This window comes from Actimicrobium sp. CCI2.3, assembly GCF_035019065.1.
In the GTDB taxonomy this organism is placed as follows: domain Bacteria; phylum Pseudomonadota; class Gammaproteobacteria; order Burkholderiales; family Burkholderiaceae_D; genus Actimicrobium.
Genome location: NZ_JASJWR010000007.1, coordinates 19,335 through 33,086 on the forward strand (window position 1 = coordinate 19,335; position 13,752 = coordinate 33,086).

The following is a 13,752-nucleotide window of genomic DNA, read 5'->3' on the forward strand; positions in this document are numbered from 1 at the left end:
CTGGTCAGGATTGCGCTTCGGACAAGCGTCTCTGCCGCTCTTCTTCTTCCTCGCGTGCAAGCGCTATTTCACGGATCACTGCGCCGACATCAGCCTCGTGCACAGGTGTGGCAACTACGCCAGTCAATGGTGTATCCGGCGTGAGCAATCCAGCCTTGTATAGGCTCCAAATTTCCTTACCGTACTGAGTAGTGAGCAGTTCAGGCACGACGATACCAAAAAAATTGGCAAGGTTGCTTACGTCACGATCAAGCATGTCGGCAGCAACACTACTGCCTGCGGCATCAATGGCTTGCGGCAGGTCGATGATGACCGGCCCTTGAGCATCGACAAGAATATTGTATTCAGACAGATCGCCATGGATCACACCAGCACACAGCATGAGCACGACCTGATGTAACAGGTCGGCATGATATGCCAATGCCAGTTCACGAGTCAGCTCTACATCGTTGAGGCGCGGCGCGGCATTCCCGTCGGCTGCAGTGATCAACTCCATCAACAGCACGCCCTCGAAACAGATATAGGGAACAGGTACCCGCACACCGGCAGCAGCGAGCTTGTAAAGCGCGTCAACTTCCGCGTTCTGCCAAACCTCTTCAGCCATTTTGCGACCGTATCGTGTGCCTTTTTCCATCGCGCGAGCTTGCCTGCTGTTTTTGACACGCCGACCTTCCTGATAAGCTACCGCCTGATGAAAGCTACGTTCATTGGCTTCCTTGTAGACCTTCGCACAGCGCACATCGTCGCCACAACGCACCACGTACACAGTGGCTTCCTTGCCACTCATGAGCTGACGCATCACTTCATCGATCAGGCCTTCTTCGATCAGGGGCTGGATTCTTTTTGGGGTTTTCATGGGTATTGCCGAATTGGGTATTGGTCCGCGCACGACTTCGCGCAGACAGAAAAATCGACTGACCGCGACGGCAAACAACGGTTACTGCGACACGACGAACAGGGGTGGTGTGCTGATCCGCTCTGCGCTTCGTCAAGCAACAATATGCCAAACGAAGGGCGAAGTGTAACCTGCCGACCCATGACAGCGGGCTTTTGGACAAGGAAATAGTACTGATGCTAAAACTCAGCGCCGTCCATGGTGCCCCCGATACCGCTACTCACCTCAAAAATCTTTCAAAGTGGCACCAGCTCGATTGACCCGCATCACAGCCAGCTTTCTCAGGACAGCCAGCTTGGCGAATTGGTCTGACGCCTCCTCGACCAGCGCTGAACTTTGTTGCGTCACACTATCAATATGGAAAGTGGCCTGGTTGATCTGCTCCATGACGACAATCTGCTCACGACTGAAAGCCATGATGTCAGTCGCATGCCGCGCGCTGCGGACAGCCTCATCCAACGTAGTCTCGGCCTCCCCGGCCAAACGTGGCCCGGCATCAACTTTTTCAGCCAAATCATTGATCAAGCCCTTGATCTCTTTTGCCGCTCCCGCCAAACGCTCCACCAGATTACGCACTTCAGTGGCCAGCACTGCAAAACCCCTTCCTTGTGCGTCAGCACTGGCGGCTCTCACCGTCGCGTTGAGCGCAAGAATCAGAAGAGATAAGTCATTCGCCAGACAGACTCACCCTCAATACAAAATCAACGCACAATCCATTACCATTTAACTTAAGAAATCAATGCATGCAAAGAACACGGCACGCAAAAAAAAGCCCTTGTTTCCAAGGGCTTTTTCTTTTCAATCTGGCGGAGACGGTGAGATTCGAACTCACGATACAGGTATAAGCCGTATGCATCCTTAGCAGGGATGTGCCTTCGGCCACTCGGCCACGTCTCCACGCGTCAACAGGTCGTTAAACTCATTTCCGCAAGCATCGAATCATAACTATTCAGGCCAGCTTGGTCAATCAAACATTTCAGGCGCTTTCCAGTTCAAAGGCCTTGTGCAGCGCACGCACGGCGAGCTCCATGTATTTTTCGTCGATCAGTACCGATATCTTGATTTCGGAAGTCGAGATCATCAGGATATTGATGCCCTCTTCCGACAAGGTCCGGAACATTTGCGAAGCAATGCCGACGTGGCTGCGCATGCCGACACCAACGACCGACACCTTCGAGACTTTGGCATCGCCAGCAATACTGCCAGCACCAATATGCTCCTTGACGCTGGCATTGAGCACCTCCATCGAACGCTGGTACTCGCCGCGCGCGACGGTGAATGTGAAGTCTGTCTTGCCGGCGACTGACTGGTTCTGGATGATCATGTCGACTTCAATGTTCGCGTCGGCAACCGGACCCAGAATCTGATAAGCGATACCCGGACGATCCGGCACGCCCAGCACGGTGATCTTGGCTTCGTCACGATTGAAGGCGATACCAGTGATGGCGGCTTGTTCCATATTTGTGTCTTCCTCAAACGAAATCAGGGTCCCGGAGCGGGCTTCTATTTCCAGCGGCAACATCGGGTCGGTCATCGAAGACAGCACCCGGGTTGGCATCTTGTAATTACCGGCGAACTCCACCGAGCGGATCTGCAATATTTTTGACCCGAGCGAAGCCATTTCCAGCATCTCTTCAAAGGTCACGGTATTGAGGCGACGAGCGTCGGTCACCACACGTGGATCGGTAGTGTAGACGCCGTCGACATCAGTGAAAATCAGGCACTCTTCGGCTTTCATTGCCACCGCGATCGCCACTGCGGAGGTGTCGGAACCACCGCGACCGAGCGTGGAGATATTACCGTCAGGATCAACACCTTGAAAACCGGTGATGATCACGATGCGACCGGCGTCGAGGTCATTGCGCACCTTGGCATCGTCGATCGATTGGATACGCGCTTTGGTGAAAGCAGAATCCGTCTTGATCGCCACCTGCCAGCCGGCATACGACACGGCATCCTTGCCGATTGCTTTTAACGCCATTGCCAGCAATGCCACCGAAACCTGCTCTCCGGTCGACGCCAGCATGTCCATTTCACGCGGATCGGGTTGCGACATCAGCTCTTTGGCCATGCCCAGCAAACGGTTGGTTTCACCGGACATTGCCGACGGCACCACCACGACCTGAAAACCAGCGTCATGCCACTTGGCAACTCGCAAGGCAACATTCTTGATACGCTCGGTCGAGCCCATCGATGTGCCACCATATTTGTGAACGATTAATGCCATAGGAGTGAGGGTAGATACTGCTTGCGTTAAAAAAGACATCAAAAAAAGAGTCGTCGACTGTACCCGCTGCGAGACGAAATGACAAGCACCCTGGCAATATCAATCCGCCGCAAAAACCCATCGCAGGGCAATACGCGGCTCGTCCACCGTGCTGAAATGATGGCAATCCATGCCTACGCCCGCAGCAAACAGCAGCTTCTTTCCGACCCGAACGACCGGCAATCGCTCACGCTCCCATGCCGGGACATTGCCTGCCTGATAGTGATATTTCAGGGCTCGGGTCGAACGGTTGGGCGCAGGCTTGAGACGTTCACCGCCGCTACGCAAACTGATTGCCAGCGCTTGCTCGTTCAACCAGCTCGCCGCAACACCCTGCTCCGCGCCTTCAAACAGAAGTGATCCATTCAAATCAGGAAAATCCAGCCGGGCTTCCCCACGCCAGTGAAAGTCGATGACCGGCAACTCCTCGGGATCAAACTCGATCCGGTGCGGCGTGATGAACACGTGGTCACGATGGCGGCGGATGTGGCAATCGACATGCGTGACGCAAAGTTGGGCGTCCGGCTTGGCCTCGAACAATTGCGTGCGCATTTCATGCAGCCATGATGTCGATGGCATACGTACGCCGCGTGAACCAAACCAGTAACGCAGCAGGTTATCCGCACGATCGGCGCTGAGTGTGCGCAAACAGCTAATGTCAAGTGCTTCGCCGACAGCGCATAACGCGAGGTCTTGCGTGGCCAGTTCGATCAGCAGACGCTGCGCCGCCTGGGCGTGACTGGCGGTGCGTGCAAGGCGATGCTGGAAGCCGGGAAAAAATCGCGCTAGCGCTGGCATGACTTCATGACGCAGTGCATTGCGGGCATAGCGTGTATCGAGGTTGGACGCATCATCGACATGGACAATCCCCTCCCTCGCGACAAATCCGGCCAACTGCTCGCGCGACAGCGACAACAACGGACGCGCCATCACCAATGTGGAATCGCCCAGCAGATCAGGCGCGCAATTGGCCGTGTCCATGCCTGACAATCCGGCCACGCCAGAACCACGCAACAGTTGCAGCAACACTGTTTCGGCCTGGTCATCCTGATGATGCGCGGTCAGCAGCAAGGGCACATTGTGGTCACGACACAGTGCACCAAGTGCCGCATAACGGCTGCAACGTGCAGCGGCCTCGATGCCACTGGCACCGGCATCGGCAAGCTGCACCCGCTGCGCAGCAAAAGTGATACCCAGCCGGGCGCACTCGGTGGCGCAATGCTGTACCCAGGCGTCGGCGTCCACACTGAGCCCGTGATGAACATGGAAGGCGAACAGTCGCGTGCCGCTTTTTTGAGCATGCCGATGCGCCAGATGCAGCAGCGCCGATGAATCGAGACCGCCGCTGTAAGCGATCGCCACGACGTCAGCGCGAGCCGGAGCAGAAAGGACAACGCGCGCCCGGATTATTGCGAGTGCGCGTTCAAAGACATCATCGATGCCAAGTATTTGCTGATTTTTCAAGACGAATTACCACCTCATTCCGGCGCAGCGATTTCCTTGAATTTGCCATAGCTCAGCAACTTCTCATGGCGTGCCGTAATCAAGTCCTTGGTCTTGATCCCGATAAACTGGCGCAAGGTATCGGCCAGTGCACGCTTGAGCATCGAGGCCATCAACTTCGGGTCGCGGTGCGCGCCACCGAGCGGTTCATTGACAATCTTGTCGATCAGGTTAATGGCTTTCAACCGATGCGCGGTCAACCCGAGTGCTTCGGCAGCATCCGATGCACGCTCTGCCGTCTTCCACAAAATCGATGCGCAACCTTCGGGGGAAATCACCGAGTAAGTCGCGTATTGCAGCATCAGCACCGCATCACCCACCGCAATGGCCAACGCACCACCGGAGCCGCCTTCGCCAATGATGGTCGCAATCAGCGGTACTTTCAGCTCTGCCATCGCATACAGGTTGTGACCGATCGCTTCGGATTGGCCACGCTCTTCGGCATCGATACCGGGAAATGCACCGGGCGTATCGACAAAGGTAAAGATTGGCAGGCCGAATTTTTCGGCGACTTTCATCAGGCGCAATGCCTTGCGATAACCTTCAGGCTTGGGCATGCCGAAGTTGCGCAACGCACGCTCCTTGGTGTCACGGCCTTTTTGATGTCCGATCACCATGCAGGCCTGACCATTGAAACGAGCCAGGCCACCGATGATCGACAGGTCGTCGGCGTAACTGCGATCGCCATGTAGCTCATGGAAATCGGAGAAGATTTCATTGACGTAATCCATCGTGTACGGTCGCTGCGGATGGCGCGCGATCTGCGACACTTGCCATGGCGTGAGCTTGGCATAGATATCCTTGGTCAACTGCTGGCTTTTCTTGGCCAGCCTGTCGATTTCTTCCGAAATATCAACAGCAGAATCATCCTGCACAAAACGCAATTCTTCGATCTTCGAATCCAGTTCGGCGATCGGCGTTTCAAATGACAGGAAAGTTGTTTTTGTCATCGTGTTCCCTTTTTGTTTCAACACATGGTGAGTCTGAAAACCCGGAAAAATCAATAAATGACCGGCACGGGTTCAAGGCTACGCCACAAATACCATGTTGCAACCGTGCGCCACGGCTCCCAATTGGCCGATACCTCACGGGCATCGCTACGTGACACCGGTTCGCCGGAAAAATAATTCAGGCTGATACCGTTGAGCAGACCAACGTCATCCAGGGGCAGGATATTGGGACGCAGCAGATTAAAGATCAAGAACATTTCGGCGGTCCATCGACCGATACCGCGAATCTGGATCAGTTCGGCGATGACCGCTTCATCATCCATGTCAACCCACTTGTCCGCATGCACGCGCTTGGCCTTGAAATGCTCTGCCAGATCAATAATGTAGTCGACCTTTCGCTTGGACAAACCGCAACCTGCCAGATCCGTAGCACCAGCCTTGACTACTTGACTCGGGGTCGACTTCGGACACACCAGCAGGAAACGCTGCCATGCAGCCTCGGCGGACTTCACCGAAATCTGCTGCCCGATAATCGACCGCGCCAGCGTGACGAATGGCTCCCCGCGCCCGGTCAGATGCACATCACCAAATTGCGGGATGAGCTTGCGCATGATGCGATCGCGCTTCATCAATTCGATCTTGGCATCGTCCCAGTAGGTCGGCGCGCCCAGTTGTCCGGCTGTTTCCATCAAATTTGCCATACCGCCTACGCCCTTCGCCATTCGGTCACGTTGCCCGGCTTGTCTTCCAGCAGGATGCCTGCCGCGACCAGTTCATCGCGCAGGCGGTCTGCGGTCGCATAGTCACGGGCGAGTTTGGCAGCAATACGGGCGGCAATTTTTTCTGCGATCTGCGCGTTGTCTTCTTCGCTGACCGTCTTACCGTGGCCACTTTGCAGAAATTCCTGCGGGCTGCGTTCGAGCAAACCCAGCACGGCCGCCAGATGACGCAATTGACCGGCCAGCGCCGCATCGCCGCTGCGATTGATTTCTGTCGTCAGGTCGAACAGCACGGCCAGCGCAAGCGGCGTATTGAAGTCGTCATCCATGGCTTCGGCAAAACGCCGGGGATACGGCAAGGTCCAGTCCAGCCCGTCGTGCGACGGCACGACATCATTGAGTGCCTTGTACAGCCGGGTCAGCGCCACCCGCGCATCGTCAAGATGCGTGTCCGAGTAATTTAACGGACTGCGGTAGTGCGCGCGCAAAATGAAGAAGCGCAGGACTTCGGCATCGTAGTTGGCCAGCACATCACGGATCAGGAAAAAATTGTCGAGCGACTTGGACATTTTTTCATTGTCGATGCGGACGTGTCCGTTATGCAGCCAGTAATTGGCAAACGGTTTGTCGTTGGCCCCTTCGGACTGGGCAATTTCGTTTTCGTGATGCGGGAACTGCAGGTCCGTACCACCGCCATGAATATCGAATTGTTCACCGAGCAGCGCGCACGCCATGGCTGAACATTCGATGTGCCAGCCAGGACGGCCAACGCCCCAAGGCGAAGACCATTTGGCATCCTCAGGCTCGCTCTCCTTGGCTGCTTTCCAGAGTACGAAATCGAGCGGATCGCGCTTGCCCGTGTTGACATCAACCCGTTCACCGGCGCGCAAATCGTCGAGCGACTTGCCAGATAACTTGCCGTAGCCGGGAAAATCACGCACTGAATAATTCACGTCGCCGTCATCGCCCTGATAAGCCAAACCCTTTGACTGGAGACGCGAAATCATGTCGAGCATCTGTGGCACATAGTGCGTGGCGCGTGGCGCATCGGTTGGCGGCAGAATGCCCAATGCGGCGGTATCGTCGGCCATCGCATCGATGAAACGGCTTGTCAGCGAAGCAATCGACTCACCATTTTCGACAGCACGGCGAATAATTTTGTCATCAATATCGGTAATGTTACGGACATAGGTAACGCTGTAGCCGGATGCACGCAGCCACCGGTACACGACATCGAATGCCAGCATCATCCGGCCATGGCCGATGTGGCAGTAATCATAGATTGTCATGCCGCAGACGTACATCCGTACCTGGCCCGGCACGAGCGGTAAAAATGGCTGTTTTTCACGCGCCAGCGTATTGTAAATTTTCAGGGAAGTCATAGGCAAATGCCGGCTTTGGAAGTGAGGGTTGCATGGCGAGCGTTGGTAACGATCTCGCAGCTGTTAAGTTGCTCGATAGGCACGAAAAGCGCACTCACCAAAACCCTTTTAGTTGGCTAATTTTGATAGTATGTTGCTTTCCGCAGAAGTATATCACCTAAAAAAACCATGCAACTCACGCCCCGACCGTCCTTTTCGCCATCCCTGAACTCAGGCTTCAGTAAATTTTTTGCAATTTCGATGCTCTCAGCAGCGCTGTTCACACCGCGCGCTTTCGCCGATAGTCTGACCGACATCAATGCCCTGGTCCGAGCCGGACAGTTCGGCGAGGCGATAACGAAAGTCGACTCGGCACTGCTACAGACACCACGCGACAAGCAATTACGCTTCCTGAAAGGCGTGATTCTGACGGAGCAGAATAAGCCCGCTGAGGCGATCGCCGTCTTTACCAAACTGACCGAAGATTTCCCGGAACTGCCGGAGCCATACAATAATCTTGCCGTGTTGTTCGCCGCAAGCGGCCAATATGACAAGGCTCGTGCCTCGCTGGAAATGGCGATTCGCACCAATCCTACTTACTCCACCGCGCATGAAAACCTGGGCGACGTCTATGCCAAGCTCGCCAGCCAGGCTTATGACAAAGCGCTGCAACTCGATTCTGCCAACACGACCGCCAAAACCAAGCTGACAATGATCCGTACGCTGGTCGGTAACAATACCGGCGGCACCAATCCGAAAACTGGCGCACCGGCACCCGTTGCCACGGCCCCGACCAAACCGGCACCGGAAGCAGCAAAAGCACCGCCACCCGTTGCCACGGCCACAGCCAAACCCGCACCGGAAGCAGCAAAAGCACCGCCACCAGTCGTGGTTGCCAGGATCGAACCTAAACCGGCGACCAAGGTTGAAGCAAAGCCAGAGCCAAAAGCCGACGCCCCTGGCGTACCCGTAGCCAAGGTCGAGCCGAAGGCAAAACCAGAACCGAAACCAGTAGCCAAAGCACCAGCAATCAACTCTGACCAGGAAGACATCACGAACGTAATCACCAGCTGGGCCAAGGCGTGGGCTGCCGAAGACGTCACGGCATACCTTGGTTACTATGCAAATGACTTCCAGCCTGCCAATGGCATGTCGCGCAAAGCGTGGGTCGATCAACGGCACGCGCGAATCAAAGGCAATGACAACATCACCATCAAGATCGGCACGCCGAAAGTCACCATTAACGGCAACACGGCAACAGCAAGATTTCAACAGGAATACGACTCCAAGCAAGTGCATTCGAATGCGCCAAAAACGATGGTCATGACCAGGCAAGGTAATAAATGGTTGATTCAGCAGGAACGCACAGGTAGCTAATGGTCGGTTTGATAACATCTCTGAGGGCAGCGAAAAAGCTGGCCGATCGTTTTTTGATACCAGCACTGATGGCCACGTCATTTCTGGCGGCAGGGCCGGTCGCGGTGGTAGCGGCGGCAGCGGCGGGACGCATGCCGCTCCTGCCGCAACAGGCAAGCAACCCTGACACTGATCCTGACTCGCAACTGATCGCCATCTACAAAGACCTCGCTGCCAACAACTTGCGCCGGGCGCAATCGCGGGTTGACGCACTGGTCGCCGCCTATCCTAATTTCCTGCTTGCGCAACTGGTCCGTGGCGACTTGCTGATGATGCATACCAGCCCTGTCACTGGCCTCGGAACGTCGTCGAAAGGCGATCGGGACAAGCTCAACGACTTGCGAGAAGAAGCGATGGTACGGCTCAATTCGCTACGCGAAAGACCCGATCCGGATCTGGTGCCCCGTGCGCTGCTGAAACTGCGCGATGACCAGCGCTTTGCCTTCGTCGTCGACACTAGGCGTTCCCGACTCTACGTGTACCAGAACGCGCACGGGCAGATCAAGCTGATGAACGACTACTACATCACGCAGGGCAAACTGGGCAGTAACAAACTCAAGGAAGGCGACCAGAAAACACCGGTCGGCGTCTATTACATCACCGGTCGACTGGGTCGCAACCGGCTGCCGGATTTTTATGGTGCCGGTGCACTACCCATCAACTATCCGAACGAATGGGATCGCGTGAACGGACGCAGTGGCTCGGGTATCTGGCTGCATGGCACGCCATCCAATAGCTACAGCCGGCCACCACTGGCTTCGGATGGCTGCGTGGTGCTGACTAATCCTGACCTTCTCAAGCTGTTTCGTACCGTTGATCCGGGCAAGACGCCGGTGGTCATCAGCGAACAGGTAGAATTCGTCTCCAGGAAAGCACTGACAATAGAACGCGATGCCGCCGATGGACTGCTTGAAGAATGGAAACGCGACCTCGAAAGCCTGAGTACCCCGCGTTTCATGAACAATTACTCGACACAATTCAAATCGGCACTGGGTGAAGACCTGGCAACCTGGTCTGGCAAGCACGTGCAAATGATGGCGGGCATCACGGCGATAAGCATCAAGCTGGAAGACGTGACGATGTTCTCTTATCCGGGTCAGAAGGGTTTGATCGTCAGCACGTTCACGCAGGCCTCCGCTTTGGGCAAAAAGCATACGTCGCAACGCAAACGCCAGTACTGGGCCAAAGAGGGCCGGAACTGGAAAATCGTTTATGAAGGCCTACTTTAAGGAGATCCAGATGCACAACAAACGCCGACATTTCACCGCTCTGATCGCTGCACTGGCACTGTCTGCCAGCGCATTTGTCGCCCATGCCGCAGAAGCGACCAAGGTTTTGCTCAAGACCAGCATGGGCGATATCGTGCTGGAACTTAATCCGGAAAAAGCCCCGGTCTCCGTTGACAACTTTCTTAAATACGTCAAAAGCGGCTACTACAAAGGCACCATCTTCCATCGCGTCATCGACGGCTTCATGATTCAAGGTGGCGGCTTCGACAAGAACCTGAACCAGAAGCAAGCCAGCGCGCCGATCAAGAACGAAGGCAGCAACGGCTTGAAAAATGACGCGTACACGGTTGCCATGGCACGCACTGGCGATCCGGATTCGGCAACGTCGCAATTTTTTATCAATGTCAATAACAATGGCATGCTCGATTACCCGGGCCGTGACGGTTACGGCTATGCGGTATTCGGCAAGGTCGTTGCAGGACAGGACGTGATCGACAAGATCCGTCGCATGCCAACCAAAGACGCGGCGATGTACCAGAACGTACCGCAAACACCCATCGTGATCGAAAGTGCGACGCTGACCAAATAAGCGCACTGATCTCCACCCACCCTTTCAGACCACAAAGAGGTAATTCATGGCAGTCATCATCACCACCAACCACGGCGACATCAAGCTCGAACTCGATGCAGAAAAAGCACCGAAGACCGTTGAAAACTTCCTTGCCTATGTCAACGCAGGCCATTATTCGAACACGATTTTTCATCGCGTCATTGATGGCTTCATGATTCAGGGCGGCGGTTTCGAGCCTGGCATGAAACAGAAAGCCACCAACGCACCGGTCGAAAACGAAGCCAAGAACGGCCTGAAAAATGTCGAGTACAGTGTCGCCATGGCGCGCACATCGGACCCGCATTCTGCATCGGCGCAATTTTTCATCAACATCAAGAACAACAGCTTCCTCGACTATCCCGGTCAAGACGGCTGGGGTTACTGCGTGTTCGGCAAAGTGGTCGAAGGCGCGGATGTCGTCGACAAGATCAAGGCTGTCAAGACCAGCCGCTCGGGCATGTCGGCCGATGTGCCAGTCGTCGATGTCGTGATCGAAAAAGTCACCGTCGTCTGATGCTTCTTTGCAAAGCATGACCAGCACTGACACAGTGAACGAAGCGCAACCGGAAATGGTTGCGCTTTTTGTTTCCGACATCCATTTGAAAGAGTCGATGCCGGCCACGATTGCGGCGTTCATCGACTTCCTGCAGCGCCATGGGTCGCGGTCCAGACAACTCTATCTGTTAGGCGATCTGTTCGAATATTGGGCGGGCGATGATGACATCGACCCACCGCTGCATCGCCACATCATCAGCGAACTGCGCGCACTGAGTGATGGTGGCACCGCGTTATTCTGGATGGCGGGCAACCGCGACTTTCTGGTCGGTTCCGAATTCGCTCGCGCCACGGGCATCACCATGCTGCCTGACGGCACGGTCATCGAGGTGGCCGGTCGGCAAATCGTCCTTGTCCATGGCGATGCCCAATGTACCGATGACATCGGGTACATGGCGTTCCGCAATGAAGTCCGGCAAACGCAGTGGCAACAGGATTTCCTGGCGATGCCGCTGGCGCGCCGCAAGGCGATCATCGCCGGCATGCGCACGCAGAGCCGTGATGCACAGACCACGAAAGCCGCCGACATCATGGATGTCAATCCTGACGCCATTGATGCCTTGTTCAACGCGACGGGTACAACGTTGATGATTCACGGGCACACCCACCGCCCTGCCACGCATCACGATGCAGCCGGACGCACGAGGGTTGTTCTTCCGGATTGGGATTGTGAAGTTACGCCGCCACGCGGCGGCTGGATCGGGCTGGATGCAGCGGGACAACTACGCCGTCTTGACGTCACCGGGAAGCCGGTCGAGCTTTAATCGAACTGCCGCTTGAAGAGAGCAAACTGCGCCGACAAGTCATCCAATCCGGTCTGTAACCGTGTGACTTCGGCCTCCAGTTGCGACAACCGATCCGTCGCGCCCTGCACGTTGACCTTGCCTGAAAATACGCTGGCGATCTCCTGTTGCTCGATGAAGGACTCACCCGCCAACAACGAGACATAGCGACCGCGCGCGAGCTTTGCCACCAGCGGCGGATACTTGTCGATCAAAAATTGCAGGCACGCTTCGACCTGCTCGATGGTCTCGAACGCGTGCAGGCGTTCGCAGCGTGCACGAATTTCACCGGCAGTTTGACTGCCACGCAGCATCAGTACCGTGAGCACTGCCAGCTTGTCCGGTTCCAGCGACCACTTGATGCGCATCCGGTGCTCGAACTTGGCAACACGCGCCCCGGCCTGACTCACTTCGACGACCAGTTTGCGTTGCATCAATCGCTGCAACACATCGTGGACGGCGGCGTCGCTGAGCGTCATCACCGGATCGCGACTCGACAATTGATTGCAGCCATTCGTCAGTGCGTTGAGTGACAGCGGATACGCATCGGGTGTCGTTGCTTCCTTTTCCGAAAGCACGGCAAGCACACGGATTTCGAGTTGATCGAAAATGGTGTGCTGATCTTCTGATGTCATGATGCCCTCCTTATTCGACCATGCGGTTCAATGATGCGGGATCGAACTTGTCGAGCCCGGCCATCGTCTCGCATCCGATGCCGGCACATTTGAGCGCGGCGAGGATCTTGCTGATCTGAAGCTCCTGCGCGGCGGCGTTATCAATGAGACCGTGCAGGGCTTTCGACAGCGGATCGTCACCGTCAGGTGAGACCCCGTAGGCCGCAAACAGGCGTGCGGCATTTTCCTGCGCAGTGTGTGTCTGCTTGAGAACAATGCGCGCCGGATTGCCAACTGCTGTCGCGCCGGGCGGCACTTCCTTGACCACGACCGCGTTCGAGCCGATCTTGGCAGCGGCTCCGACTGTGAAACCGCCGAGCACCTGCGCACCGGCACCGATAATCACGCCGGCACCCAGCGTCGGATGACGCTTGGCACCCTTGCTCAGGGACGTGCCGCCCAGCGTCACTCCCTGATAGATCGTGCAATCGTCACCCACATCCGCCGTCTCGCCGATGACAACACCGAAACCGTGGTCAATGAAAACGCGTCGGCCGATGGTCGCGCCAGGGTGAATTTCAATACCAGTGAGTATGCGAGTCAGATAAGCGATAAAGCGGCCAAACCACTTCAGTTGATGCCGCCAGCACCAGCCGGCAGCCCGATGCAAGATAATCGCGTGCAGACCCGGATAACAGGTCAGCACTTCCCACGCATTGCGCGCGGCAGGGTCGCGTTCGATGATACTGGCGATGTCTTCACGGAGGCGACTGAACATGGATGGCTTGTATTTTTGAAAGAAAGGCTATGGTAACTGCTCCCGCCAGTTTCCGTGATGGCACCTGAAATACC

General features: G+C 55.9%; 14 protein-coding genes and 1 tRNA gene. 5 read left to right on the plus strand and 10 right to left on the minus strand.

All coding sequences use genetic code 11. The features are described from left to right. Positions 1-4: 4 nt before the first annotated feature. The 8 genes from QN370_RS05725 to cysS all read right to left on the minus strand — a co-directional run bounded on the left by QN370_RS05725 (position 5) and on the right by cysS (position 7,715). Positions 5-856 carry a PA4780 family RIO1-like protein kinase gene (locus QN370_RS05725; RefSeq protein WP_322128039.1) on the minus strand — a complete coding sequence of 284 codons (852 nt, stop codon included), beginning with the start codon at positions 854-856 and terminating at the stop codon, positions 5-7. A gap of 264 nt (positions 857-1,120) precedes the next feature. Beyond that, complete coding sequence (locus tag QN370_RS05730) at positions 1,121-1,573, minus strand: methyl-accepting chemotaxis protein (RefSeq protein ID WP_322129163.1); 453 nt, start codon at positions 1,571-1,573, stop codon at positions 1,121-1,123. Between the two features lie 126 nt (positions 1,574-1,699). After that, positions 1,700-1,792: transfer RNA gene (locus QN370_RS05735), tRNA-Ser, on the minus strand. A 79-nt stretch (positions 1,793-1,871) separates the two neighbouring features. After that, the gene (locus tag QN370_RS05740; RefSeq protein WP_322128040.1) at positions 1,872-3,122 is read right to left on the minus strand and encodes an aspartate kinase; all 1,251 of its coding nucleotides are present in this window, start codon (positions 3,120-3,122) and stop codon (positions 1,872-1,874) included. 99 nt (positions 3,123-3,221) lie between these two features. Further along, positions 3,222-4,625 (minus strand): tRNA lysidine(34) synthetase TilS, encoded by a 1,404-nt coding sequence (gene tilS / locus QN370_RS05745; protein ID WP_322128041.1) that lies wholly within the window; start codon positions 4,623-4,625, stop codon positions 3,222-3,224. Between the two features lie 14 nt (positions 4,626-4,639). Then, positions 4,640-5,614, minus strand: coding sequence for an acetyl-CoA carboxylase carboxyltransferase subunit alpha (locus QN370_RS05750; protein ID WP_322128042.1), 975 nt, complete (start codon positions 5,612-5,614; stop codon positions 4,640-4,642). 50 nt (positions 5,615-5,664) lie between these two features. Then, entirely contained in the window at positions 5,665-6,315 is a 651-nt protein-coding gene (locus QN370_RS05755; protein WP_322128043.1) for a DNA-3-methyladenine glycosylase, read from the minus strand. 5 nt (positions 6,316-6,320) lie between these two features. Further along, entirely contained in the window at positions 6,321-7,715 is a 1,395-nt protein-coding gene (gene cysS, locus QN370_RS05760; protein WP_322128044.1) for a cysteine--tRNA ligase, read from the minus strand. Positions 7,716-7,955: 240 nt separating this feature from the next. Here cysS and QN370_RS05765 point away from each other — a divergent pair, with 240 nt between their 5' ends. From QN370_RS05765 to QN370_RS05785, 5 genes are all read left to right on the plus strand, one after another. Next, on the plus strand, positions 7,956-9,071 hold the full coding sequence (locus tag QN370_RS05765) for a tetratricopeptide repeat protein (protein WP_322128045.1): 1,116 nt from the start codon (positions 7,956-7,958) through the stop codon (positions 9,069-9,071). A gap of 68 nt (positions 9,072-9,139) precedes the next feature. After that, the gene (locus tag QN370_RS05770) at positions 9,140-10,339 is read left to right on the plus strand and encodes a L,D-transpeptidase family protein (protein WP_322128046.1); all 1,200 of its coding nucleotides are present in this window, start codon (positions 9,140-9,142) and stop codon (positions 10,337-10,339) included. A 10-nt stretch (positions 10,340-10,349) separates the two neighbouring features. After that, the gene (locus tag QN370_RS05775) at positions 10,350-10,928 is read left to right on the plus strand and encodes a peptidylprolyl isomerase (protein ID WP_322128047.1); all 579 of its coding nucleotides are present in this window, start codon (positions 10,350-10,352) and stop codon (positions 10,926-10,928) included. A gap of 46 nt (positions 10,929-10,974) precedes the next feature. After that, on the plus strand, positions 10,975-11,463 hold the full coding sequence (locus QN370_RS05780; protein WP_322128048.1) for a peptidylprolyl isomerase: 489 nt from the start codon (positions 10,975-10,977) through the stop codon (positions 11,461-11,463). A gap of 16 nt (positions 11,464-11,479) precedes the next feature. Beyond that, positions 11,480-12,268 carry a UDP-2,3-diacylglucosamine diphosphatase gene (locus tag QN370_RS05785; RefSeq protein ID WP_322128049.1) on the plus strand — a complete coding sequence of 263 codons (789 nt, stop codon included), beginning with the start codon at positions 11,480-11,482 and terminating at the stop codon, positions 12,266-12,268. Here QN370_RS05785 and QN370_RS05790 read toward each other — a convergent pair. Further along, positions 12,265-12,921, minus strand: coding sequence for a YceH family protein (locus tag QN370_RS05790; RefSeq protein ID WP_322128050.1), 657 nt, complete (start codon positions 12,919-12,921; stop codon positions 12,265-12,267). The genes QN370_RS05785 and QN370_RS05790 overlap by 4 nt on opposite strands. Before the next feature lie 10 nt (positions 12,922-12,931). After that, the gene (gene cysE / locus QN370_RS05795; RefSeq protein ID WP_322128051.1) at positions 12,932-13,678 is read right to left on the minus strand and encodes a serine O-acetyltransferase; all 747 of its coding nucleotides are present in this window, start codon (positions 13,676-13,678) and stop codon (positions 12,932-12,934) included. Positions 13,679-13,752 lie beyond the last annotated feature (74 nt).

What these genes read in the sequence shown, in the direction of transcription:
- QN370_RS05770 (WP_322128046.1), top strand. Translation starts at nt 9,140, where the DNA reads ATGGCCACGTCATTTCTGGCGGCAGGGCCGGTCGCGGTGGTAGCGGCG.
- QN370_RS05765 (WP_322128045.1), top strand. Translation starts at nt 7,956, where the DNA reads ATGCTCTCAGCAGCGCTGTTCACACCGCGCGCTTTCGCCGATAGTCTG.
- QN370_RS05755 (WP_322128043.1), bottom strand. Translation starts at nt 6,315, where the DNA reads ATGGCAAATTTGATGGAAACAGCCGGACAACTGGGCGCGCCGACCTAC.
- QN370_RS05740 (WP_322128040.1), bottom strand. Translation starts at nt 3,122, where the DNA reads ATGGCATTAATCGTTCACAAATATGGTGGCACATCGATGGGCTCGACC.
- cysS (WP_322128044.1), bottom strand. Translation starts at nt 7,715, where the DNA reads ATGACTTCCCTGAAAATTTACAATACGCTGGCGCGTGAAAAACAGCCA.
- QN370_RS05785 (WP_322128049.1), top strand. Translation starts at nt 11,480, where the DNA reads ATGACCAGCACTGACACAGTGAACGAAGCGCAACCGGAAATGGTTGCG.
- QN370_RS05775 (WP_322128047.1), top strand. Translation starts at nt 10,350, where the DNA reads ATGCACAACAAACGCCGACATTTCACCGCTCTGATCGCTGCACTGGCA.
- QN370_RS05750 (WP_322128042.1), bottom strand. Translation starts at nt 5,614, where the DNA reads ATGACAAAAACAACTTTCCTGTCATTTGAAACGCCGATCGCCGAACTG.
- QN370_RS05780 (WP_322128048.1), top strand. Translation starts at nt 10,975, where the DNA reads ATGGCAGTCATCATCACCACCAACCACGGCGACATCAAGCTCGAACTC.
- cysE (WP_322128051.1), bottom strand. Translation starts at nt 13,678, where the DNA reads ATGTTCAGTCGCCTCCGTGAAGACATCGCCAGTATCATCGAACGCGAC.
- QN370_RS05725 (WP_322128039.1), bottom strand. Translation starts at nt 856, where the DNA reads ATGAAAACCCCAAAAAGAATCCAGCCCCTGATCGAAGAAGGCCTGATC.
- QN370_RS05790 (WP_322128050.1), bottom strand. Translation starts at nt 12,921, where the DNA reads ATGACATCAGAAGATCAGCACACCATTTTCGATCAACTCGAAATCCGT.